This is a genomic window from Streptomyces sp. NTD107, from assembly GCF_059510435.1.
Window position 1 is genome coordinate 161,773 of sequence record NZ_JCAJZV010000004.1, and the last position, 20,255, is coordinate 182,027.

Here is a 20,255-nt window from a genome sequence, read left to right on the forward strand (position 1 = left end):
CAAAGATGACACGGACGCAACCTTGCACTCACGGCGGGGCGGCGGGGCGCGTGAGCGGCCGGGGCGGGACATCTGCTAGGGATGGGAGGCGTGTGAACTCCCCACGTACGCACTGCGTTAGGAACGACATCATGACGGTTCCCCCCACATCCCACCGTCCGAGGTCCCGGGTGACCCGGCGCGGGCTGATCGGCGCCGCGGGCGCGGTGGCGGCCGGTGCCGCGCTGACTCCGGCGGTCATCGCGGCGACCGGCGGCTCCGACTCCGGCTCCGGCTCCGGCGGCGACGGCCACTCCGATGCCGACGTCCCGGACGGCATGACGGAGCAGTCCTTCCCGCGCACCAGGAGCGCGGCGGCCACCGGCGAGGAGGCGGTACGTACCGCGTTCCCGATCGGCTTCGTCGGCGTCGCCTGGGCCGGCTCGCGCAGCGCGGCGGGCGGCGCCATCCGGCTGACCGGCGCGGACGACGACCCGGCCGGCCATTGGGCGCCGCTGAGCACCGGCGGCTGCTCGGACAGCAACGGCGGCCGGCTGCTGGTGGCCGCCCGCCGCGCCACCGGCTACGAGCTGAGGGCCCCCGACGCGGCCACCTCCCTCATATCGGTGGCCCTGGACACCGCGCGCGGCCCGCGCCACCGCATCCCCGTCCCGTCCGACCCGACCCGGGTGCGCGGCGTGGAATACCTCTCCCGGGCCGCCTGGGGCGCCGACGAGTCGCTGCGCCTCAACCCGGACGGTACGGAGAACACGCCGGTCGCCTTCTATCCCTTCCAGACCCTGACGGTGCACCACACCGCCACCCCCAACGACGACCCGGACCCGGCGGCCACGGTGCGCGGGATCTACGAGTTCCACGCGATCACCAACGACTGGGGCGACCTCGGCTACCACTTCCTCATCGACGGGGCGGGCCGGATCTACGAGGGCCGCTACTCGGGCGATGACGGCGGCCTGCCGGCGCACAACGCGGACGGCGACCTGGTCACCGCCTTCCACGTCGGCGGCTTCAACTCCGGGAACCTGGGCATCGCGCTGATCGGCGACCTCACGGAGCGGGGCCCGACCGACGCGGCCCGTGCCTCGCTCACCCGGCTGGTGCGTACGGTGTTCCGGCTGCACGGCCGCGACCCGCTGGCCGATGTCACCTATGTCAACCCGGTCAACGGCACCGAGAAGGAGGTCGCGGGGATCAGCGGGCACAGCGACTGGCTGGCGACGGACTGCCCCGGCGAGGTGATGTACGCCGAACTCGCCGCGCTGCGCGAGGCGGTGGCGGCGCGGGGCTGAGCCGCCCCGGGGCTGAGCCGCCTCGGGGGCACATGACTTCTGTTCACGCGGGCGTCGCCGGGGGCTGGTTGCCCGGCGCGCCGCGTTCATCCCCGCTCCCCAGGATCGGGATGTCGCGGTACAACGTGTCCGAGGAGGCCCCATGATGCGTAAGCTCGCCGTCCTTGCCGTACTGTCCGGGCTGCTCTTCGCTTCCGCCCCGGCGGTGGCGGTGGCGTCGGCCCACGAGACCCGGGGCAGGCCGTCCCTGCCCGCCCTCCCCGATGAGATCAACGGCGGTGCCTGGCCCACCTCCCATCTCCAAGGGGTGGCGCTGGACCGTGAAAAGGGCTTCATGTACTGGTCCTTCACCCAGATGCTGGTGAAGACGGATCTGCGCGGCGGTGTCATCGGGACGGTGGAGGGCCTGACCGGGCATCTCGGGGATCTCGATCTCAACCCGAGGGACGGCCGGGTCTACGGCTCGCTGGAGTACAAGGCCGAAGAGGCGTTCTACATCGCCATCTTCGACGTGAAGAAGATCAACCGGATCGGCATGAACGCCGAACGGGACGGCGTGATGACGGCCGTCTATCTCAACGAGGTGGTGGCGGACTTCACCGCCGACATGGACGGGGACGGCGTCTTCGACGGCGACACGGCCGACACCGCTGACCACCGGTACGGGTGCAGCGGCATCGACGGGGTGGCGTTCGGGCCGGCGTTCGGCAGGCGCGCCGGGCAGGGCAAGGACACCCTCAAGGTGGCGTACGGGGTCTACTCCAACACGCGGCGGACCGACAACGACCACCAGGTGATCCTGGAGTACGACGTGTCCGACTGGCGCCGCTACGAGCGCACGCTGACGCAGGCGGCCCCGCACCACAGCGGCCCGGCGGGCACGGACGGCAAGTTCTTCGCGTACACCGGGAACACCAGGTACGGGGTGCAGAACCTGGAGTACGACCCGTACACCGGTGACTGGTTCCTGGCGGTGTACGTGGGGGCGAAGGCCGGATTCCCCAACTACTCGTTCTTCGTGATCGACGGCGCGGCCCGCCCGGTGCGCGGGGAGATCGTGGGCCAGCCGGAGCGGGAGTACGGCCGGCTGCTGACGGTGAGCGACGGCTTCGACTTCCACGGCCAGTTCGGCTTCGAGGCGCTGGGCGACGGCACGTACTACGTGGCGGACAGTGTCCGGGTGGTGGGTCCCGATGGGGTGGTGCGGCAGGAGGGCTACGCGGAGAAGTACCGCTGGACGGGGCGGACGGCGGGCGCGGAGCGTACCCAGCCGCCGTTCTCACGGGTGGTCGGCTGAGTCACCGGCCTCGGCATGCCTGCGGGCGCGGTGCCGGGCGACGTTGACGCGGTTGCCGCACCGGTCGGGCATGCAGTAGCGGCGGCGGCCGGCCCGGCTGGTGTCGACGAACAGACCGTCGCAGGTGGCACAGCCGCAGGGCCGGAACCGGGTGTGGCCGAGGGTGCGCAGGGCGCCGAGCAGGCCGGTGGCGGTGAGGACGGCGAGTTGGTCGGCGAGGGTGGCGCCGGGGGCGGTGGTCACGTACCACTGCCACTGGCCGGCGGCGTCGCGCTCCAGGACCGGGCCGGTGGCGGCGCGGGTGATGAGGGCGTTGGCGCGGGTGACGGTCTCGTCCTCGGTGCCGGCTTCGAGGACGGCGCGCAGTTCGTCCCGGAGTTGGTGGACCTGGCGCAGGTCGGTGGGGGTGGGGTGGCCGGGACGCCCGGGGTGGGCGGGGTGGGCGGGGTGGCCGACGCCGTGCTCGTCGAGGAAGCGGGCGAGTCCGGCGGGGTCGCCCAGCATCTCGCCGACGGTCTTCCACACCTGGGGTGAGGTGTTGACGAGGTCGGTGGCAAGACCCGCCCCCTGCACGTAATCGGAAAAAGAGACTTTCATACCTTACTCCGCCCTGCTACTGTAACCGCTGTAGCTCCTCTATACACCTTAACGCGGAGGCGGCGGTTCACCATGCGGATCATGCGGATACGGACACGGGTACGCTCCCTGGCGCGCTGGCTGCGCCGGATCGGCGCGGAAGCGGCGTACGGCATCGACGCCGGCCACGCGATCCGCCACGGCCACCAGCCCTCCCCCCGACAGCGGACACGCGCATAATCGCTCGACCCGACCTGCGCGGTTCCGGCAGCATCCCGCCATGAACGCCACGGACGCCACAGACGCCACGGACGCCGAAGACCCCGGGCACACCTGGCCGCTGTACGGACTGCGCCTCACCACCCCCCGCCTGGAGCTGCGGCTCCCCGACCTGGACCGGCTCGCCGAACTGGCGGCGGTGGCGGCCGGCGGGGTCACGGCGGACGGGTACATGCCGTTCAGCGTCCCCTGGACCGACACCACCCCGGCGGAACGGGCCCGCGGCACCTTCCAGCACCTGCTCGGCACCATCGCCGGCTGGCGGCCCGAGGCGTGGACGCTGAGCCTGGCCGTACGGTACGAGGGCCGCGTCATCGGCCGGCAGGACCTCATCGCCGCCGACTACCCGGTGACGCGGGAGGCCGAGACCGGCTCCTGGCTGGGCCTGCCGCACCAGGGCCAGGGCCTCGGTACGGAGATGCGGGCGGCGGCCCTGCACCTCGCCTTCGAGGGTCTGGACGCCCGCGCCATGACCTCTGCGGCCATGACCGACAACCCGCGCTCGCTCGGGGTGTCGCGCAAGCTGGGCTACCGGGACGACGGCCTGGCCACCCTGTCCGTACAGGGCCGCCGACGCACGCTCCAGCGGCTGCGGCTTGACCGCGCCGACTGGGCGGCGCACCGTACGGTCCCGGTGACGATCGACGGTCTCACGGACGGGGCGCGGGCGCTGTTCGGTCCGTGAGCCCGGCCTCGGCCTCCTTGACGGCGAACAGATACCCCTGACAGCGCCGGTCGGTCGGCCCCGGCTCGCGCCGCATGCGCGCGCCGACCGCGAACCCGGCGGCGTTGAGGGTGGTGGCCAGCGTGTCCACCGGCCACAGCCAGCCGGGGGTCACCTTGTGGTCGAACGGCACGGGATCGCCGGTCACCCCCAGCTCCGTGGTCTGGAAGCCGAGCAGCAGCCGGCCGCCCGGCACCAGCACCCGGTGGAACTCGGCCAGCGCGACGGGCACCTGGGCGGGCGGCAGATGGATGAGCGAGTACCAGCCCAGCGCGCCGGCCACCGAGCCGTCCGGCACCAGCGCCCTCAGATCGAGCATGCTGCCGGTCTCGAAGCGCAGTTCGGGGTACGCGGCCCGGGCCAGCCCGATCATGCCCGGGGTGAGATCGATCCCGAAGGCGGGCACACCGAGCCCGGTCAGGTGGGCCGTCACATGCCCCGGCCCGCAGCCGATGTCGGCGACGGTGCCCGTACCACGTACCAGCCCGGCGAAGGCGGCCAACAGCCCGAGTTCGAGAGGCTGCCGGTGGAACACCTCCTTGACGAGCTCCTGGTACTGCCCGGAGATCGCGTCATACGCATCGCGAGTGGCGTCAGACATGAACGGAGACTTTACGCGGTCCGGTGATGTTTTCCGGATGAGTGTCTAACCTGACGAACAGGACTGACCGTTCATTGAGTGGGGGCCCATGCACGGCATCGAAACCGGGGCGGGAGGCGGCGACGCCGAGGACACCAGACAATTGCGCCGGGACCCGGATACCGGCTCCGAGCCCGACGACGACCGCTATCCCGAACCCGAACCCGAACCCGAGCCCGACCCCGATCCCGACACGTACAAGCTTCCCGGCCGTACGACACCGGACCCCGCCGCGCAAACCCCCGCCACCATCACCCGGCCGATCGCCCCACCCGGCCCGTACCCGGTGATCGCCGGCCGCTACCAGCTGCGCCGGCAGATCGGACACGGCGGCATGGGAGTGGTGTGGGAGGCCATGGACACCGCGCTCGGCCGCCCGGTCGCCGTCAAGGGTGTGCTGCCGCGCGGCGGCATCGACCCGCACACCCAGGCGGAGCTGGTCAAACGCATCCGCCGCGAGGCGCAGGCCATCGCCCGCAGCCGCCACCAGAACGTCATCGCCGTTTACGACATCATCGAGGGCCCCGCCGACATGGAGGGCGTGGCGGACGGGCCGGCGGCCAAGGGCGAGGTGTGGATCGTCATGGAACTGCTCAACGCCCGCTCGCTCGCCGACGTACTGCGCGAGGAGGGCCGGCTGTCCGTGCCCCGGGCGGCGCGGATCGCGCTCCAGGTGCTGCGCGGCCTGCGCGCCGTGCACGCGGCGCAGGTGCTGCACCGCGACGTCAAACCGCACAACATCCTCTTCCGGCAGGGCGGCAGAGCGCTGCTGATGGACTTCGGCATCGCCACCTTCGAGGGCGCGGTACAGGTCACGCGCTCGCACGCGGTCATCGGCACGGTGCCCTATCTCGCCCCGGAGCTGGGCTACTTCTCGCCCGGCCCGGACCGGCGGGCGAGCCCGGCGTCCGACCTGTGGTCGCTGGGCGTCACGCTGTACGAGATGGTGGAGGGCCGCAAGCCGTTCGCCGGCCTCGACGAGCTGGAGATCCAGCAGGAGGCGCGCGACTCCCCCACCCCGCCCATGCGGTACGCGGGCCCGCTGGCGCCGGTGATCGAGGGACTGCTGCGGAAACTGCCCCGGCACCGGATGGCCGCTCAGGAGGCGGAGGACGCGCTGCGCCGGATCGCCCGCGAGGAGCCCCCGGCCCTGCCGCCCGCCCCGCCACCCGCCCTCCCGCCGGAGCCGCCCGCCGCCCCGGCGGCGCCGAAGGGCCGGCGGTGGTGGGCGGGCACCGGGATCGCGCTGGCCCTGGCCCTGCTGGCGGGCGGCGGCTGGCTGCTGTGGGGCCCGGACCGGGGCGGGAGCGGCGATCTGGCGGACTCCTCCCCCACCATCGCGGGCGCCCAGGCCCGCGGCATGCTGCGGATCGGGGTCAAGTCCGAACAACCCGGCCTGAGCGAACAGGTCAACGGCCAATGGACCGGCTTCGACATCGAGTTCGCCCGCCTGATCGCCGCCGCGCTGGGCTTCGACCCGGACACCGAGGTGACGTTCGTGGTCGTGTCGAGCGTCAACCGGGAGAGTCTGCTCCTCCAACGCCAACTGGACCTGGTCGTCGCCACGTACAGCATCACCGACAAACGCCGCGAGCTGGGCGTGACGTTCGCCGGACCGTACTTCATCACCGGCCAGACCATGCTGATGCGCCAGGGCGCGTACGAGGGCGCATCGGGCCCGGCCGACCTGCCGGACGGCACCCGGGTGTGCACCGGCGACAACTCCACCTCGGTGGGAATCCTGGAGAACGGCTGGCCGGGCAAGTTCGAAGTGGACACCAGGTCGGACTACGACATGTGCGTACGGCAGCTGCTGGACCGGCACTACGACGCGGTCATCACGGACGACCTGATCCTGGCGGGCTTCAAGGCCCAGCACGAGGACGAACTGGAGATGCTGCCCCGCTCCTTCACCACCGAACGTTACGGTGTCGGCCTCCAGGCCGGCGAACGGGCCCTCCAGGGCGCGGTGTGCGACGTCATCCGCGACACCATCAAGGACGGCCGCTGGCAACAGCTCTACCAGAGTGAACTCATGCCACTCCTCGGCGGCGAATCCCGCGACAGCCCCTCACTGCAAGACCTGGAACGCTGCGAGGACGGCTGAGGATTCAGGACATCATCGGACTCCCGCCGCCCAACCGCCAGCCGGGCGGCGGACCGAGGTGGTCGCGGACGGTGTCCGGGTCGAGCACGAACTCGCACCACACCACCTTGCCGGGATCCCTTGCTCCCACACCCCAGCAGTCGGACACCGCCTCCACCAGCCGAAGCCCGCGCCCGGTCTCCCCGCCCTCGTCCAGGTCCCGGATGCGCGGGTGCCCATCGCCACTGTCGTGCACCTCCAGGCGCAGCACGGCGTCGGTGGTGAGCCAGAGATAGAGATAGAACCCCCGCCCCGGCGGTACGCCGTGCAGGATCGCGTTCGTCACCAACTCGCTTACGCACAGAAGGACATCGTCCTCGCGCAGCTCGGCTCCCCAGTCCCTCACTGCTTTTCGGACAAACCGACGAGCGGCGAATACGTTGCGCTTGTCGCGGCGGTAGAACCGCTCGCGTACACAGATCTGGTGAAAGTCCTTGTCCACGCCCCCAAAGGTGGCTATCCGTGCGTAGTGTCCGACAGTAAGTGACCTCGTACGGCTGCGGAGTACGGGTGATTTTCGGTCACGTACGGAACCGGATGGGGAGTTGAATCCGTATGGCCCCAAGGAGCAACAGCCGCAAGAAGAACAAGACCACCATGAAGACGGTCGGCGCGGTAGTAGGCCGACTGCGGTCGCAGGCCGGCCTGTCCCAGCCCGAACTGGCCGAGCGGGCGTGCGTCGCCCAGGAAACCATCGCCTCCATCGAACAGGGACGGCGGCCGTTGCTGCCGCACCTGGCGGAGCGGCTGGACGACCTGCTGGAGACCAAGGGGGTGCTGTGGGTGATGGTGGACAACTTGCCGGAGGAGGCGAAGTTTCCGATCTGGGCGGTGGAATACGTCACCAAGGAACAGGAGGCGCTCGCGCTCTCGTGGTTTGAGAACCAGGTGCTGCCCGGTCTGCTCCAGACCGAGGGCTACGCCCGAGCGGTCTTCCGCAGCCATCTGCCCGTGCTCACCGAAGAGGAGATCGAACAACGGGTCGCCGCCCGGCTGGAGCGGCAGGCGGTGCTGCACCGGAAGAGCCCGATCAGCGCCAGCTTCATCATGTCGGAAGCAATCTTGCGCGACCGGATCGGCGGCGCGGGGGCCTTCCGCGTGCAGCTCCGACATCTACGGGCCTGCGCCGATCTGCCCGGAGTCTCGCTCCAGATCATGCCACTCGGCCGGGAGACTCACGCGGCCTTGAACGGCCCGTTCATTCTGCTGGAAACCCCCGATCACCAGCACCTTGCCTATTCTGAGAACCAGTACGGCAGCCATCTCATCGACCATCCGGATGAGGTGAGCAACATGTCCCAGAGGTATGCAATGCTGCGGACGCAAGCTCTCAACCCGGAGGAGAGCAAGAGCCTGTTGGACCGGTTGCTAGGAGAGTCATGAACACCACACTGACCTGGTTCAAGAGCAGCTACAGCGGTGACAACGGCGGTGCCTGCCTCGAAGTGGCCTTCGATTGGCACAAGTCCAGCTACAGCGGCACCGAGGGCGGCGACTGCGTCGAAGTAGCCCGCTGCCCGGGCGATGCCGTGCACATTCGTGACTCCAAGAACCTCACTGGCCCCACCCTCACAGTAAGTCCGGACTCGTGGTCGCACTTCACCGCATCCGTAACGCGCATCACCGGCTGAAGCCGATGTTCGGCGGCGTCGGGATTCTGCTCGCGGTCAGCCTCATCGCCCTCGCCGCCGTTCTCGGGTACCGGACCGGGCGCGAGCAGGAGCAGGGGCCGACCGTGGCGTCCCTGATGCGCGAGCGCGCACAGGTGACCGCCGAGGAGTACCGCACGCTGTACGGCAACGACGAGTCCGCCCAGAAGGTGGCCCGGATCCATGTGACGCTGGACGACTCGGGCGCCCCGTACTTCATCACCGTCCTCCAGGACGGCAAGGGCATCGACACCGAGACCCTGTGCAGACAGGTGACGGAGTTCCTGTCGCAGCAGCGCGGGCTCGATTTCTCGCCAGGCCACACGGAGCTGGTGTTCACCGCCGATGGTGAGCTGCTGCGGAACTTCACCACCGTTGTCTCGGCGGTGCGCGCCGTCGAACGCGGCTGACCGCGCGCGCACCGCGACCGGGGTCGGGCGGTTTCACGGCAGGTGCGGACGCCCAAGGTCGATGAACGGCTCCGTCAGATGCGGCGTCGCCAGGTGCAGCGACGTGGTGGCGGTTTCGCGGTCGAGCATGCGCTCCCTTGAACGCCTGGCCGTCTCGGGGTCGTTCTCGTGCGCGTAGGCGAGTTCGGGGTGGAGCAGTTGGAGGGCGTGCACCAGGAGGTCGCCGGTGACGAGCACCCGTTCGCGCCCGTCAGCGACCAGCACACTCTGGTGCCCGGGTGTGTGCCCCGGTGTGGCGACCGCGCGCCCGGCGCGAAGTGGCGTGTCCCCGTCGAGGAGCCGGAGTTGGCCGGCTGCCGTGAGTGGGTCGGTGAGGGTCTCGCGAAGCTGCGGGTTGAGCGTGTCGAGGGCGTCGAACTCGGCTCGCTGGAGCAGGTATTCGGCGTTCGGGAAGTAGGGGCGGCGACCGCCGGCCGTGCCGCCGGGCGCGGGGGCGCCGACCGCTGGTGGGACGGCCGCATCGGTGACGACCGCCCACCCGACGTGGTCGGTGTGCAGATGGGTGAGCACGACGGTGTCGACCTCGGCCCGGTCGATGCCCGCGGCGGCGAGTGAGGCGGGGAGCGTGCCGGGCACGGGTGCCCATGAGGCGGCCGGGCTGTCCGCCGGACCGATCCCGGCGTCCACGACGGTGAGGCCCTTGTCGGTGCGGATCGCGTAGGCGCGGAACTGGAGCTGCCAGCGGTCCTCGGCGTCGACGGCGCCGGGGTCATAGCGGTCGGCATCGGCCCACTGAGCTGCGGTGGCCTGGGGGAACGCCTCGGCGCGCGGGGAGAAGAACGGGCCCTCGCCGTCGGTGAGGGCGATGATCTCGGTGGAACCGATCCGGAGACGGGGCACGTTGAGGGGCATGGCCGGGATACTGCCACGCACCACGGGCCGCGGCGAAGCCCCGCCGGAGCCGGTCGCGCGAGGGGCGGCACCGCCCGGCGAGGGCCCCGGAGCCGGCTCGACGCCCTCGCCGAGGGCGAGTTCGGCAGAGGGACAGAGGGGGTTGTGGTGCGGGTGAGTCCTGCGGCCGTCAGCTCGCTGCCGGCCGGGCCTGGGGGGTCAGGCCCGGCAGGACGAGGGTGAGCCAGCGGGTGCGGGCGGGTTCGGGCTGGTCGGTGGGGGCGGTGGAGAAGATCAGGTAGATGTCGTGGACGGTGACATCGGGGTGGATGTCGCCGTCCTCCTGCCCTGCTGCGATCAGGGCCGCGACGGCGCGGCGGGCGCGGTTCTCGTCGCCCTGGTGACCTGGTTCCGCGCCCAGGCTCTGGGCGGCGGCCTTGACGGCACGGTCCGCGACCGACGACTCGATCACGCGGCCGAGGATCGCCACCAGCTCGTCCGCCGCGCGGGCGCCGGAGGCGACACGGCCGGCGGTGGCCTCGGCGTCGTCGGCCACCCGGGAGACACACGCGCCGACAACGGCCGCGACCAGGTCCGTCTTGGTGGGGAAGTGCCGGTAGAGGGTCCCGACCGCCACCCCTGCGGCAGCCGCGATCTCCTCCATGCCGACGTCGGGCCCGTGGGCCGCGATCTGCTCACCGGCCGCGGCGAGGATCTTCTTGCGGTTGCGGACCGCGTCGGCGCGCGGCGGCCTGGCCTGGTTCACCGGGATGGACTCCCTCCACTTGCACAAAGATGAATGCTGGTTCACGATAGATGGTGAACCGTGATTCATATTACCCGTGAGGACTCCCCATGCCTACCAAGACCGCCCTCGTCACCGGAGCCTCCTCCGGCATCGGCGAGGCCACCGCGCTCAAGCTGCGCGACCTCGGCTTCACCGTCTACGGAGCCGCCCGCCGCACCGACAGACTGCGGCCCCTCACCGAGCGCGGCATCCACGCCCTGACCATGGACGTCACCGACGAGGACTCCCTGCACGCGGGCGTCGACCGGATCATCACCGAAACCGGCCGGATCGACGCCCTCATCAACATCGCCGGCTACGGCTCCTACGGGGCCATCGAAGACGTTCCGATGGCGGAGGCCCGCCGCCAGTTCGACGTCAACGTCTTCGGAGCCCTGCGCCTGACCCAGCTCGTCCTGCCCCACATGCGCGCCCAGCGCGCCGGCACCGTCGTCAACATCACCTCGATGGGCGGCAAGATCTACACCCCGCTCGGCGGCTGGTACCACGGCACCAAGTTCGCCCTCGAAGCGCTCAGCGACTGCCTCCGGCTGGAGGCCAAACCCTTCGGCATCGATGTCGTCGTCATCGAACCCGGCGGCATCGCCACCGAATGGGGCGGCATCGCGGCCGACAAACTCGAAGAGGCATCCGGCACCGGCCCCTACCAGGACCAGGCCAAGGCCGTCGCCTCCTCGCTGCGCTCCGAAGCCAACGCCAAACGCAACTCCCCGCCTTCCGTCATCGCCGACGCCATCGGCAAGGCCGTCAGTGCCCGGCGTCCCAGAACCCGCTACGCCACCGGCTTCGGCGCCAAACCGCTCATCTCCCTGCGCCGCCTTCTGCCCGACCGCGCCTTCGACAGTGTCATCACCCGAGCTGTCGGGCTCCCCCGCTGATCAGCGGCACAGCCGGGCATCGCCGGGGAAGCGCGTCACCGCGATGTCCGACGCGGTCTCCTCACCGGCCACCTTTGGGCGCTCTCCGCTGAGCTAGCGTCTCGTCCGCACGGACCGGAACGCGGCGACAGACTCGGGTGAGGTGCACGGTGGGACAGCCGGAAGGCGGACTGCGGCGGCGGCTCGGGGTGTTCGACGCCGTCGTGATCGGGCTCGGGTCGATGATCGGCGCGGGGATCTTCGTCGCACTGGCGCCGGCCGCACGGGCGGCCGGCGGGTGGCTGCTGCTGGGGCTTGGACTGGCGGCCGTGGTGGCGTACTGCAACGCGATGTCGTCGGCGCGGCTGGCGGCGCGCTATCCGGCCTCGGGTGGCACGTATGTGTACGGGCGGGAGCGGCTGGGCCCGTTCTGGGGGTATCTGGCCGGCTGGGGGTTCGTGGTCGGCAAGACCGCGTCGTGTGCGGCGATGGCGCTGACGGTGGGCACGTACGCGTGGCCGGGGCAGGCGCACGCGGTGGCGGTGGCGGCCGTGGTGGCGGTGACGGCCGTCAATTACCTCGGGGTGCGGAAGTCGGCGCTGGTCACCCGGGTGGTGGTGGCGGTGGTGCTGGCGGTGCTCGGCGCGGTGGTGACGGCGTGTCTGGTGTCGGGTGGCGGCTCGGGCGGGGCGGGCGCGGTGCCGGGGTCCGCTGTCGGCTGGGGCGGGGTGCTGGAAGCGGCGGGGCTGCTGTTCTTCGCCTTCGCGGGGTATGCGCGGATCGCGACGCTCGGGGAGGAGGTACGGGATCCGGCGCGGACGATTCCGCGCGCGATTCCGGTGGCGTTGGGGATCACGCTGGTGGTGTACGTGCTGGTGGCGGTGGCGCTGCTGACGGTGCTCGGCGCGGGCGGGGTCGGCGCGTCGGCGGCTCCGGTCGCCGAGGCGGTGCGGGTGGCGGGGGCCGGGTGGCTGGCGCCGGTGGTCCGGGTGGGGGCCACGGTAGCGGCGCTGGGCGCGCTGCTGGCGTTGCTGCTGGGGGTGTCACGGACGGTGCTGGCGATGGCGCGGGATCGGCGTCTGCCGCGGGGGCTGTCGGCCGTGCATCCCCGGTTCGGGGTGCCGCACCGGGCGGAGCTGGCGGTCGGGGGTGTGGTGGCGGTGCTGGCGGCGGTGGCGGATGTGCGGGGAGTGATCGGGTTCTCGTCGTTCGCGGTGCTGGTGTATTACGCGATCGCCAATGCCGCCGCCCGGACCCTGACTCCGGCGGAGGGGCGGCCCCACCGGGTGATCCCGGTGCTGGGTCTGGGCGGGTGTCTGCTGCTGGCGTTCACGCTTCCGGGCGGATCGGTGCTCACCGGGACGGCGGTGCTGGCGGCCGGGGCCGCCGCGTACGCGATCGGCGACCGCCGGGCCTGACGGGCCTGACGGGACCGACTGGCCTGACGGGACCGACGGGGCCGGTAGGGCGGATCGGTTCGGCGGCCGGGGTCGGGGCCGGGGTCGGGGCCGGGCCGGGGGCCAGGAGCAACGGCGGGACGCTCTCCTCCCGGATGGCCTCGCCCCGACTCAGCCGGGCGACACCGACTCCCGGGATCTGCCCGCCTCGGCCGGCCGGCGGCCGTCCGTGACGGGGGCGAGCCAGCAGGCGAAGGCCGCCAGGGCCGCCGCCTTGAACATCAGCCACGCGCTCCACTCGCCCGTCCACCCCTCCAGTGTGGAGCCCACGATGATCGCGCAGGAGGCCAGCGGGAGTTGGACCGTGGCGGCGAAGGTGGTACGGGTGGTGAGGTCGGCGGTGCGCATGGCGCGGGTGGCGCGCCAGGGGTAGGGGGCGGTGGCCAGCAGGGCCGCCGTGACCCACAGCGGGAGCGCGCCGGTCAGGCCCAGGGCCAGGATCGCCGCGTACGCCGTCGCCTGCGCCGTCCCGTACACCCGGATGGTGCGGCGCGGGCCGAGCAGGCCGGTCAGGGTGAGTTTGCCGACCGCCCGGTCGCCGTCGAGGTCGGCCAGGTTCAGGACCAGCAGTTGCAGGAACTGGAAGGCCGCCAGCAGGGCGACGCACAGCCACGCCTCCGCCGGGACGCGGCCGAGCTGGGTCAGGCAGGCCAGCAGCGGGAGGATGCCGTGCAGGCACACCGCGCAGACCACTTCGCCGGCCGCCCGGTAGTTGAAGCGGAACGGGGGCGCTGTGTAGAACCACGCCAGGAAGAGATAGGCCGCCGCCAGCAGCCGGGTTCCGGGGGTGGGGAGCAGGGTGAGCAGGAACACCGATGTGAACAGCAGGACGAAGGCGGCTGCCAGGCCGGTGCCGGGGCGGAGGGTTCCGGAGGCGAGGACTCCGCTGCCGCCCGACCAGTTGGTGGGGGCGGGGTTGGCGCGGTCGGCCTCCAGGTCGAAGTAGTCGTTGCAGTAGTACGTCATCAGGTGGCCGCAGCATCCTGTGGCGAGCACCAGCAGGAACAGTGCGGTGTCGCATCGCGCCCCGGCCCGTACCGCGAGTTCTGTTCCCGCGCACAGGACGAGAAGGCTGTGGAAGAGGAACTTGGGCCTGCCCAGCCGGATGAATGCCCTGACCACCATCAACTCCCGTTGATTCACCGCTCTTTCGCGGCCAGTGAAGCTCCGTGGACCGACCCGGCAGCAGGGGGCACCGAGGGGCGCCCGGGGTGGGAGGGGTGGGTGGGGCGGGGCCGCGCGCCGGGTGGGTTACGGCGTGCGCCGGTCGATGAGTGCGGCCAGTCCGTCCAGGACGCGCGCCAGGCCGAAGGCGTAGCCGTGGTCGGGGGCGTAGGCGTTGTGGTGGGCGGCCCCGGCCGCCGTGCCGACCCGGGTGGCGAGCGGGTAGCGGCGCGCGTCGTGGACCTTGGCGAGGACGGGGGCGTGGGCGTCCCACCACTGCTGGTCGGTGAGCGCCGTCTCGCGCTCTGTGGTGCGCTGGTCGAGCGCGGCGCGCGCGGTGGCGTGGACGAAGGCGAGGAGATGGGTGAGTGCGGCGTCCATGTCGAGGTCGTCGAGGCCGAGGCCGTCGAGGGCGCCGAGTTCGTGCTCGTACTTGGCGATGACTCCCGGGCCCAGTGGCGGGCGGCTGGTGGGGAGTTGGGCGACCCAGGGGTGGCGGCGGTAGAGGGCGCGGTTGTCGTCGGCGACGGCGGTGACGCGGTCGCGCCAGGGGGTGTCGGGACGGTGCGGGGTGCGGGGCATGTCCTGGTAGACGGTGTCGAGCATGAGGTCGAGGAGGACGGCCTTGCCGGGGATGTGGGTGTAGAGCGTCATGGGGGTGACGCCGAGTTCCTGGGCGACGCGGCGCATGGTGACGGCGTCCAGGCCGGTGGGGTCGGTGTCGGCGGTGGTGATGGCGGCGCGGATCACCTCGTCGATGCTGCGGGCCGGGCGGGGGCCCCGGCCGGGGGCGGTGCCGGGGGAGCCGGGTTCGCGCCACAGCAGGCGCAGTGCGCGGGTGGCGTCCCTCTCCCTGTCGGTCTCCATGCGCGTCATTGTCTCCCGTTTCCGGCTGCGGTCCGCCCCGGCGAGCATTAATGCGTACAGCGTACTCTGTACTGTGTATAGAGTACGCTGTACGCCTCCCCGCCCCCGCCTCGCCGCCAAGGAGACCCGCCATGCGCCACACCACCGCAGCCGAAGCCGCCGTCACAGCCGCTGCGGACCGCCACGACGTCATCCGGGTCCGGGGCGCCCGGGAGAACAATCTGCGCGGCGTGGACACCGACATACCCAAACGCCGGCTGACCGTCTTCACCGGCGTCTCCGGCTCCGGGAAGTCCTCGCTCGCCTTCGGCACCATCGCCGCCGAGTCACAGCGGCTGATCAACGAGACCTACACGGCGTTCGTCCAGTCCTTCATGCCGAGCCTGGGCCGGCCCGAGGTGGACGGGCTGCACGGCCTCACCGCCGCGATCGTCGTCGACCAGGAACGGATGGGCGCCAACTCCCGCTCCACCGTGGGCACCGCCACCGACGCGTACACCATGCTGCGGATCATCTTCAGTCGGCTCGGCGACCCGTACGTGGGCACCTCCACGGCCTTCAGCTTCAACAGCGCCGAGGGCATGTGCCAGCGCTGCGAAGGACTCGGCGAGGTCTCCGAGATCGATGTCGACCAGCTCGTGGACCGCGAACTCTCCCTCAACCAGGGCGCCATCACCGTGCCCAACTTCGCCGTCGATTCCTGGTACTGGCAGACGATGGCGCTCTCCGGGTTCTACGACCCGGACACCCCGCTCAAGGACTTCACCGAGCAGCAGTGGGCCGACTTCCTGCACCGGCCGCCCACCAAGGTGCGGATCAGCACCAACAACATCACCTATGAGGGGCTGCTGGTGAAGGTCCAGCGGGTGTTCCTCGCCAAGGAGCGGGAGTCGATGCAGCCGCACATCCGGGCCTTCGTGGACCGGGCGGTACGGTTCGCGACCTGCCCGGAGTGCGGCGGCACCCGGCTCAACGCCGCCGCGCTCGGCGCCCGGATCGGCGGCTGGAACATCGCCGACTGCTCCGCCGCCCAGATCAGCGAACTCGCCAAATTTCTGGGGGACGTTCAGGACCCCTCCGTCGGCCCGCTGCTCGACACCCTGCGGCAGCTGCTCGACTCACTCATCGAGATCGGCCTGGGCTATCTGTCGCTGGACCGGCCCTCGGCCACCCTGTCGGGCGGCGAGGCGCAGCGCGTGAAAATGGTGCGGCATCTGGGGTCGGGCATCACGGATGTGACGTACGTCTTCGACGAGCCGACCACCGGGCTGCACCCGCACGACATCCAGCGCATGAACGGCCTGCTGCTGCGGCTGCGCGACAAGGGCAACACCGTCCTGGTCGTCGAGCACAAGCCGGAGGTGATCCGGATCGCCGACCACGTGGTGGACCTCGGCCCCGGGGCCGGTACGGCGGGCGGCGAGATCTGTTACGCGGGGGACGTCGCCGGGCTGCGGGCCTCGGGGACGCTGACCGGGCGGCATCTGGAACACCGGGCCCGGCTGCGCGAGCCGGGGCAACTGCGCGCCCCGCGCGGGCACATCGAGGTGCGGGGCGCCGACCGGCACAATCTGCGCGGGGTGGATGTGGACGTGCCGCTCGGGGTGCTGACCGTGGTGACCGGGGTCGCCGGATCAGGCAAGAGTTCCCTCATCCACGGGTACGTCTCGGGGCGGGACGGGGTCGCGGTCGCCGACCAGTCGCCGATCCGGGGGTCGCGGCGCTCCAACCCGGCGACGTACACCGGACTGCTGGGCCCGATCCGTACCGCCTTCGCCAAGGCCAACGGGGTCAAGGCCGCGCTGTTCAGCGCCAACTCGGAGGGCGCCTGCCCCCACTGCAACGGCCTGGGGCTGGTGTACACCGATCTGGCGATGATGGCGGGGGTGGCCTCGGTGTGCGAGCGGTGCGAGGGGCGGCGGTTCACGGCCCAGGTGCTGACGTACACGTTGCGCGGCAAGAACATCGCCGAGGTGCTGGGGATGTCGGTGACCGAGGCGTACGACTTCTTCCCGGCCGGGCAGGCGCACGCCGTACTGGGCCGGCTGTCGGATGTGGGGCTCGGCTACCTGCGGCTGGGGCAGCCGCTGAACACCCTGTCGGGCGGCGAGCGGCAGCGGCTGAAGCTGGCGATCCACATGGCGGAGAAGTCGGCGGTGTACGTGCTGGACGAGCCGACGACCGGGCTGCACATGGCCGATGTGGACAAGCTGCTGGCGCTGCTCGACCGGCTGGTGGACGACGGGAACACGGTGGTGTGCATCGAGCACCACCAGGCGGTGATGGCGCACGCCGACTGGATCATCGACCTGGGCCCGGGCGGCGGCTCGGACGGGGGGCGGGTGATGTTCACCGGCACGCCGCGCGAGCTGGTGACGGCGGCGGGGACCGGGCCAGGGGTGGGCGCAGGGGGCGGCGCGGAGGTGTCGCTGACCGGGCGGCATCTGCGGGAGTATGTGGCTGGATGAGGTGCGGATGAGGTGATGTGACAGGCGGCACATTCAACTGGTACCAATCAGGTACCATGCCGGTATGCCGTCACTCAACATCACCTTCACCGACGAAGAACTCGAAGCCGTCAGAGCCGGCGCCGCCGCCGATGGGAAGTCGCTCAAGCAGTACGTGCACGACCTGCCGCTGCGTGAGATGCAGCGGCGGCAGTTCGTACGCCACGCGATCACGTGGGGAGAGCAGCACCGCTCCGAGTTCGACGCGGCGTTCCCGGACGAGGTCCCACCCAGCAGGGGAGTTGAAGCGGCCTGATGCCTATGTACATCGACGTGCCCTGGTTGCTGGATGTCCAGGAACAGGCCGTCCCCGAGGACCTCAGTGTCGCGGACTACTCCGTGCTGGTGGCCGCCATCGCCCGCCACAAGACCCGCATCCCCCGGCCGGACAACGCCGATCCCGACAACGCCTGGCGCGCCGCCGCGTTGCTGCACACCCTGGTGCGTCTGGAGCCGCTCCCCCATCGCAACAGCCTGTATGCCTGTCAGGTGACCGTCGCCTATATGAACGCCTCCGGTGAAGGCATCGACGCACCATACGGAGCCCTGATCGACCTGGTCCGGGACATCCAGACCGACAAGGCCACCGTCTACGCCGCCGCCGACCGGATCCGGGCGTGGCGGATCTGAGTGGCTGAGGGCCGGAGCGCCAACGCCCCGGCCCCCGCCGCACGCGGTGGTCAGCCGAGGTGCTGGGTCACCCGGTTCAGCGTCTCCGCCAGCACCACCTGGCCGTCCCGCGACCACAGCACATCGTTGAAGATCTCCACCTCGGTCCAGCCGGTGTAGCCGGCCTTCGTGACCTGCTCCGCGAACCAGCGCATGTCCACCGCCCCGTCGCCGATCTGGCCGCGCCCGGTGAGCACGCCCGCCGGCAGCGGGGTCACCCAGTCGGCCAGCTGGAAGCTGTGGATGCGGCCCCCGGCGCCCGCCCGGGCGATGCCGTCCGCGACCCGCTCGTCCCACCACAGGTGGTACGTGTCCACGACCACCCCCACCTGCTCGGCGGGGAATCGTTCCGCCAGCTCCAGCGCCTGCCCGAGCGTGGAGACGACGCAGCGGTCCGCCGCGTACATCGGGTGCAGCGGCTCGATGGCGAGCCGTACGCCACGCTCCGCCCCGTACGGGCCGAGTTCGGCGAGCGCGTCCGCGACCCGCTCGCGGGCGCCGGCCAGGTCGCGGCTGCCGGCCGGGAGACCGCCGGAGACCAGCACCACCGTGTCGGTGCCCAGCTCCGCCGCCTCGTCGATGGCGCGCCGGTTGTCCGCCAGGGCGGCGGTGCGCTCCTTCCGGTCGGTGGCGGTGAAGAAGCCGCCCCGGCACAGGGTGGTGACGGTCAGTCCGGCGTCGCGCACCAGCTTCGCGGCGGCGGCCACCCCGTACTCCTGGACCGGCTCGCGCCACAGGCCGACGCCCTCGATGCCGAGGTCGGTGCAGCCCTTCACCAGCTCGGGGAGGCCGAGCTGCTTGACGGTCATCTGGTTGATCGAGAACCGCACTTCGGTCATGGCTGCTCCACTCCGTTCAGCGCCAGCAGGGTCTTCATCCGGGACTCGGCCAGCGCCGGGTCCGGGAACAGGCCGAGGGTATCGGCGAGTTCGTACGCGCGGGCGAAGTGGGGCAGGGAGCGGGCCGATTGCAGGCCACCGACCATGGTGAAGTGCCGCTGGTGGCCGGAGAGCCAGGCCAGGAACACCACGCCCGTCTTGTAGTAGCGGGTCGGGGCCCGGAAGAGGTGCCGCGACAGCTCGACGGTCGGGTCGAGCAGCGCCCGGAAGCCGACCGTGTCGCCGGTGTCCAGGGTGCGTACGGCCTGCGCGGCCACCGGCCCGAGCGGGTCGAAGATGCCCAGCAGGGCGTGGGAGAAGCCCTGTTCGTCGCCGGCGATCAGCTCGGGGTAGTGGAAGTCGTCGCCGGTGTAGCAGCGCACGCCCCGCGGCAGGCGGCGGCGCAGGGCGACCTCGCGGCCGGCGTCCAGCAGGGACACCTTCACGCCGTCCACCTTGTCGGGGTGATCGGCGATGATCTCCAGGAAGGTTTCGGTGGCGGCGTCCAGGTCCGTGCTGCCCCAGTAGCCGGTCAGCGCGGGGTCGAACATCGGGCCGAGCCAGTGCAGGATGACGGGCTCGGCCGCCTGGCGCAGCAGTTCGCCGTAGATCGTGAGGTAGTCGTCCGGGCCGGTGGCGGAGGCGGCCAGGGCGCGCGAGGCCATCAGGATGGCCTGGGCGCCGGTCTCCTCCACGACGGCGAGCTGTTCCTCGTACGCCGTACGCACGTCGGCGAGGGAGTACGGGCCGGGGCCGGTGAGCTGGTCGGTGCCCACGCCGGCGGCGATCCGGCCGCCGTGCGCCCTGGCCTCGGCGCCGGAGCGGCGGATCAGCTCGGCGGCGCCGGCCCAGTCCAGGCCCATGCCGCGCTGTGCGGTGTCCATGGCCTCGGCGACGCCGAGCCCGTGCGACCACAGGTGGCGGCGGAAGGCGAGGGTGGCGTCCCAGTCGACGGCGGCGGGGCTGTCCGGGGTGGTGTCGGCGTACGGGTCGGCGACGACGTGTGCGGCGGAGAAGACGATGCGGGAGGTCAGCGGGCCCTCGCCGGCGGCGGCGAGGGCCGGGGCCGGGGTGGTACGGGGCTGGTAGTCCCGTACGGTGCCGGTGCCCGTGCCGGTGCCCGTCGCGTCAGGGAGTCGGATCATCG

The 20,255-nt window shown here is 71.5% G+C and carries 22 protein-coding genes; 13 read left to right on the forward strand and 9 right to left on the reverse strand.

Annotated elements, in window-relative coordinates:
• Positions 1–131: 131 nt before the first annotated feature.
• Both AC5WRL_RS10655 and AC5WRL_RS10660 read left to right on the forward strand, forming a co-directional pair.
• Complete coding sequence (locus AC5WRL_RS10655) at positions 132–1,289, forward strand: peptidoglycan recognition protein family protein (RefSeq protein ID WP_496088157.1); 1,158 nt, start codon at positions 132–134, stop codon at positions 1,287–1,289.
• A 142-nt stretch (positions 1,290–1,431) separates the two neighbouring features.
• Positions 1,432–2,586: a hypothetical protein gene (locus AC5WRL_RS10660; protein WP_496088158.1), complete on the forward strand. Its 1,155-nt coding sequence runs from the start codon at positions 1,432–1,434 to the stop codon at positions 2,584–2,586.
• Here AC5WRL_RS10660 and AC5WRL_RS10665 read toward each other — a convergent pair.
• Entirely contained in the window at positions 2,569–3,183 is a 615-nt protein-coding gene (locus tag AC5WRL_RS10665; protein ID WP_496088159.1) for a CGNR zinc finger domain-containing protein, read from the reverse strand. The two genes, AC5WRL_RS10660 and AC5WRL_RS10665, sit on opposite strands and share 18 nt — an antisense overlap.
• An 81-nt stretch (positions 3,184–3,264) precedes the next feature.
• On the opposite strand from AC5WRL_RS10665, the gene AC5WRL_RS10670 reads away from it, so the two are divergent.
• Together AC5WRL_RS10670 and AC5WRL_RS10675 are read left to right on the forward strand one after the other, a co-directional pair.
• Entirely contained in the window at positions 3,265–3,402 is a 138-nt protein-coding gene (locus tag AC5WRL_RS10670; RefSeq protein WP_496088160.1) for a hypothetical protein, read from the forward strand.
• A 40-nt stretch (positions 3,403–3,442) separates the two neighbouring features.
• Complete coding sequence (locus AC5WRL_RS10675; protein WP_496088161.1) at positions 3,443–4,126, forward strand: GNAT family N-acetyltransferase; 684 nt, start codon at positions 3,443–3,445, stop codon at positions 4,124–4,126.
• Here AC5WRL_RS10675 and AC5WRL_RS10680 read toward each other — a convergent pair.
• The gene (locus AC5WRL_RS10680; RefSeq protein ID WP_496088162.1) at positions 4,092–4,766 is read right to left on the reverse strand and encodes a class I SAM-dependent methyltransferase; all 675 of its coding nucleotides are present in this window, start codon (positions 4,764–4,766) and stop codon (positions 4,092–4,094) included. The genes AC5WRL_RS10675 and AC5WRL_RS10680 overlap by 35 nt on opposite strands.
• Positions 4,767–4,854: 88 nt before the next feature.
• On the opposite strand from AC5WRL_RS10680, the gene AC5WRL_RS10685 reads away from it, so the two are divergent.
• Positions 4,855–6,912 (forward strand): serine/threonine-protein kinase, encoded by a 2,058-nt coding sequence (locus tag AC5WRL_RS10685; protein ID WP_496088163.1) that lies wholly within the window; start codon positions 4,855–4,857, stop codon positions 6,910–6,912.
• Between the two features lie 4 nt (positions 6,913–6,916).
• On the opposite strand, the gene AC5WRL_RS10690 is transcribed toward AC5WRL_RS10685, so the two are convergent.
• Entirely contained in the window at positions 6,917–7,393 is a 477-nt protein-coding gene (locus AC5WRL_RS10690; protein ID WP_496088164.1) for an ATP-binding protein, read from the reverse strand.
• A gap of 113 nt (positions 7,394–7,506) precedes the next feature.
• On the opposite strand from AC5WRL_RS10690, the gene AC5WRL_RS10695 reads away from it, so the two are divergent.
• Genes AC5WRL_RS10695 through AC5WRL_RS10705 form a run of 3 tightly spaced genes read left to right on the forward strand, consistent with a single transcriptional unit; the run spans position 7,507 to position 9,010 of the window.
• On the forward strand, positions 7,507–8,334 hold the full coding sequence (locus AC5WRL_RS10695; protein ID WP_496088165.1) for a helix-turn-helix domain-containing protein: 828 nt from the start codon (positions 7,507–7,509) through the stop codon (positions 8,332–8,334).
• Positions 8,331–8,582: a DUF397 domain-containing protein gene (locus AC5WRL_RS10700; RefSeq protein WP_496088166.1), complete on the forward strand. Its 252-nt coding sequence runs from the start codon at positions 8,331–8,333 to the stop codon at positions 8,580–8,582. The genes AC5WRL_RS10695 and AC5WRL_RS10700 overlap by 4 nt, the downstream gene beginning before the upstream one ends.
• A complete protein-coding gene (locus tag AC5WRL_RS10705; RefSeq protein ID WP_496088167.1) occupies positions 8,540–9,010 on the forward strand; it encodes a hypothetical protein in 471 nt (156 codons plus the stop codon). Before AC5WRL_RS10700 ends, AC5WRL_RS10705 begins: the two co-directional genes overlap by 43 nt.
• A 33-nt stretch (positions 9,011–9,043) precedes the next feature.
• On the opposite strand, the gene AC5WRL_RS10710 is transcribed toward AC5WRL_RS10705, so the two are convergent.
• A complete protein-coding gene (locus tag AC5WRL_RS10710; protein WP_496088168.1) occupies positions 9,044–9,922 on the reverse strand; it encodes an MBL fold metallo-hydrolase in 879 nt (292 codons plus the stop codon).
• 169 nt (positions 9,923–10,091) lie between these two features.
• Positions 10,092–10,667, reverse strand: coding sequence for a TetR/AcrR family transcriptional regulator (locus tag AC5WRL_RS10715; RefSeq protein WP_496088169.1), 576 nt, complete (start codon positions 10,665–10,667; stop codon positions 10,092–10,094).
• Between the two features lie 89 nt (positions 10,668–10,756).
• Here AC5WRL_RS10715 and AC5WRL_RS10720 point away from each other — a divergent pair, with 89 nt between their 5' ends.
• Positions 10,757–11,587 carry an oxidoreductase gene (locus AC5WRL_RS10720; protein ID WP_496088170.1) on the forward strand — a complete coding sequence of 277 codons (831 nt, stop codon included), beginning with the start codon at positions 10,757–10,759 and terminating at the stop codon, positions 11,585–11,587.
• 149 nt (positions 11,588–11,736) lie between these two features.
• Positions 11,737–12,984 (forward strand): APC family permease, encoded by a 1,248-nt coding sequence (locus tag AC5WRL_RS10725; protein WP_496088171.1) that lies wholly within the window; start codon positions 11,737–11,739, stop codon positions 12,982–12,984.
• A gap of 150 nt (positions 12,985–13,134) precedes the next feature.
• On the opposite strand, the gene AC5WRL_RS10730 is transcribed toward AC5WRL_RS10725, so the two are convergent.
• Both AC5WRL_RS10730 and AC5WRL_RS10735 read right to left on the reverse strand, forming a co-directional pair.
• Positions 13,135–14,148, reverse strand: a complete 1,014-nt coding sequence (locus AC5WRL_RS10730; RefSeq protein ID WP_496088172.1) for a prenyltransferase — start codon at positions 14,146–14,148, stop codon at positions 13,135–13,137.
• Between the two features lie 126 nt (positions 14,149–14,274).
• Positions 14,275–15,054: a TetR/AcrR family transcriptional regulator gene (locus AC5WRL_RS10735; RefSeq protein WP_496088173.1), complete on the reverse strand. Its 780-nt coding sequence runs from the start codon at positions 15,052–15,054 to the stop codon at positions 14,275–14,277.
• Positions 15,055–15,185: 131 nt separating this feature from the next.
• Here AC5WRL_RS10735 and AC5WRL_RS10740 point away from each other — a divergent pair, with 131 nt between their 5' ends.
• The 3 genes from AC5WRL_RS10740 to AC5WRL_RS10750 all read left to right on the forward strand — a co-directional run bounded on the left by AC5WRL_RS10740 (position 15,186) and on the right by AC5WRL_RS10750 (position 18,191).
• Positions 15,186–17,522, forward strand: coding sequence for an ATP-binding cassette domain-containing protein (locus AC5WRL_RS10740; protein ID WP_496088174.1), 2,337 nt, complete (start codon positions 15,186–15,188; stop codon positions 17,520–17,522).
• A gap of 64 nt (positions 17,523–17,586) precedes the next feature.
• Entirely contained in the window at positions 17,587–17,817 is a 231-nt protein-coding gene (locus tag AC5WRL_RS10745; RefSeq protein WP_496088175.1) for a hypothetical protein, read from the forward strand.
• A complete protein-coding gene (locus AC5WRL_RS10750; RefSeq protein WP_496088176.1) occupies positions 17,817–18,191 on the forward strand; it encodes a toxin Doc in 375 nt (124 codons plus the stop codon). The genes AC5WRL_RS10745 and AC5WRL_RS10750 overlap by 1 nt, the downstream gene beginning before the upstream one ends.
• Positions 18,192–18,241: 50 nt before the next feature.
• Here AC5WRL_RS10750 and AC5WRL_RS10755 read toward each other — a convergent pair whose 3' ends face one another.
• The gene (locus AC5WRL_RS10755; protein WP_496088177.1) at positions 18,242–19,069 is read right to left on the reverse strand and encodes a sugar phosphate isomerase/epimerase family protein; all 828 of its coding nucleotides are present in this window, start codon (positions 19,067–19,069) and stop codon (positions 18,242–18,244) included.
• Complete coding sequence (locus tag AC5WRL_RS10760; protein WP_496088178.1) at positions 19,066–20,253, reverse strand: dihydrodipicolinate synthase family protein; 1,188 nt, start codon at positions 20,251–20,253, stop codon at positions 19,066–19,068. Before AC5WRL_RS10760 ends, AC5WRL_RS10755 begins: the two co-directional genes overlap by 4 nt.
• Positions 20,254–20,255 lie beyond the last annotated feature (2 nt).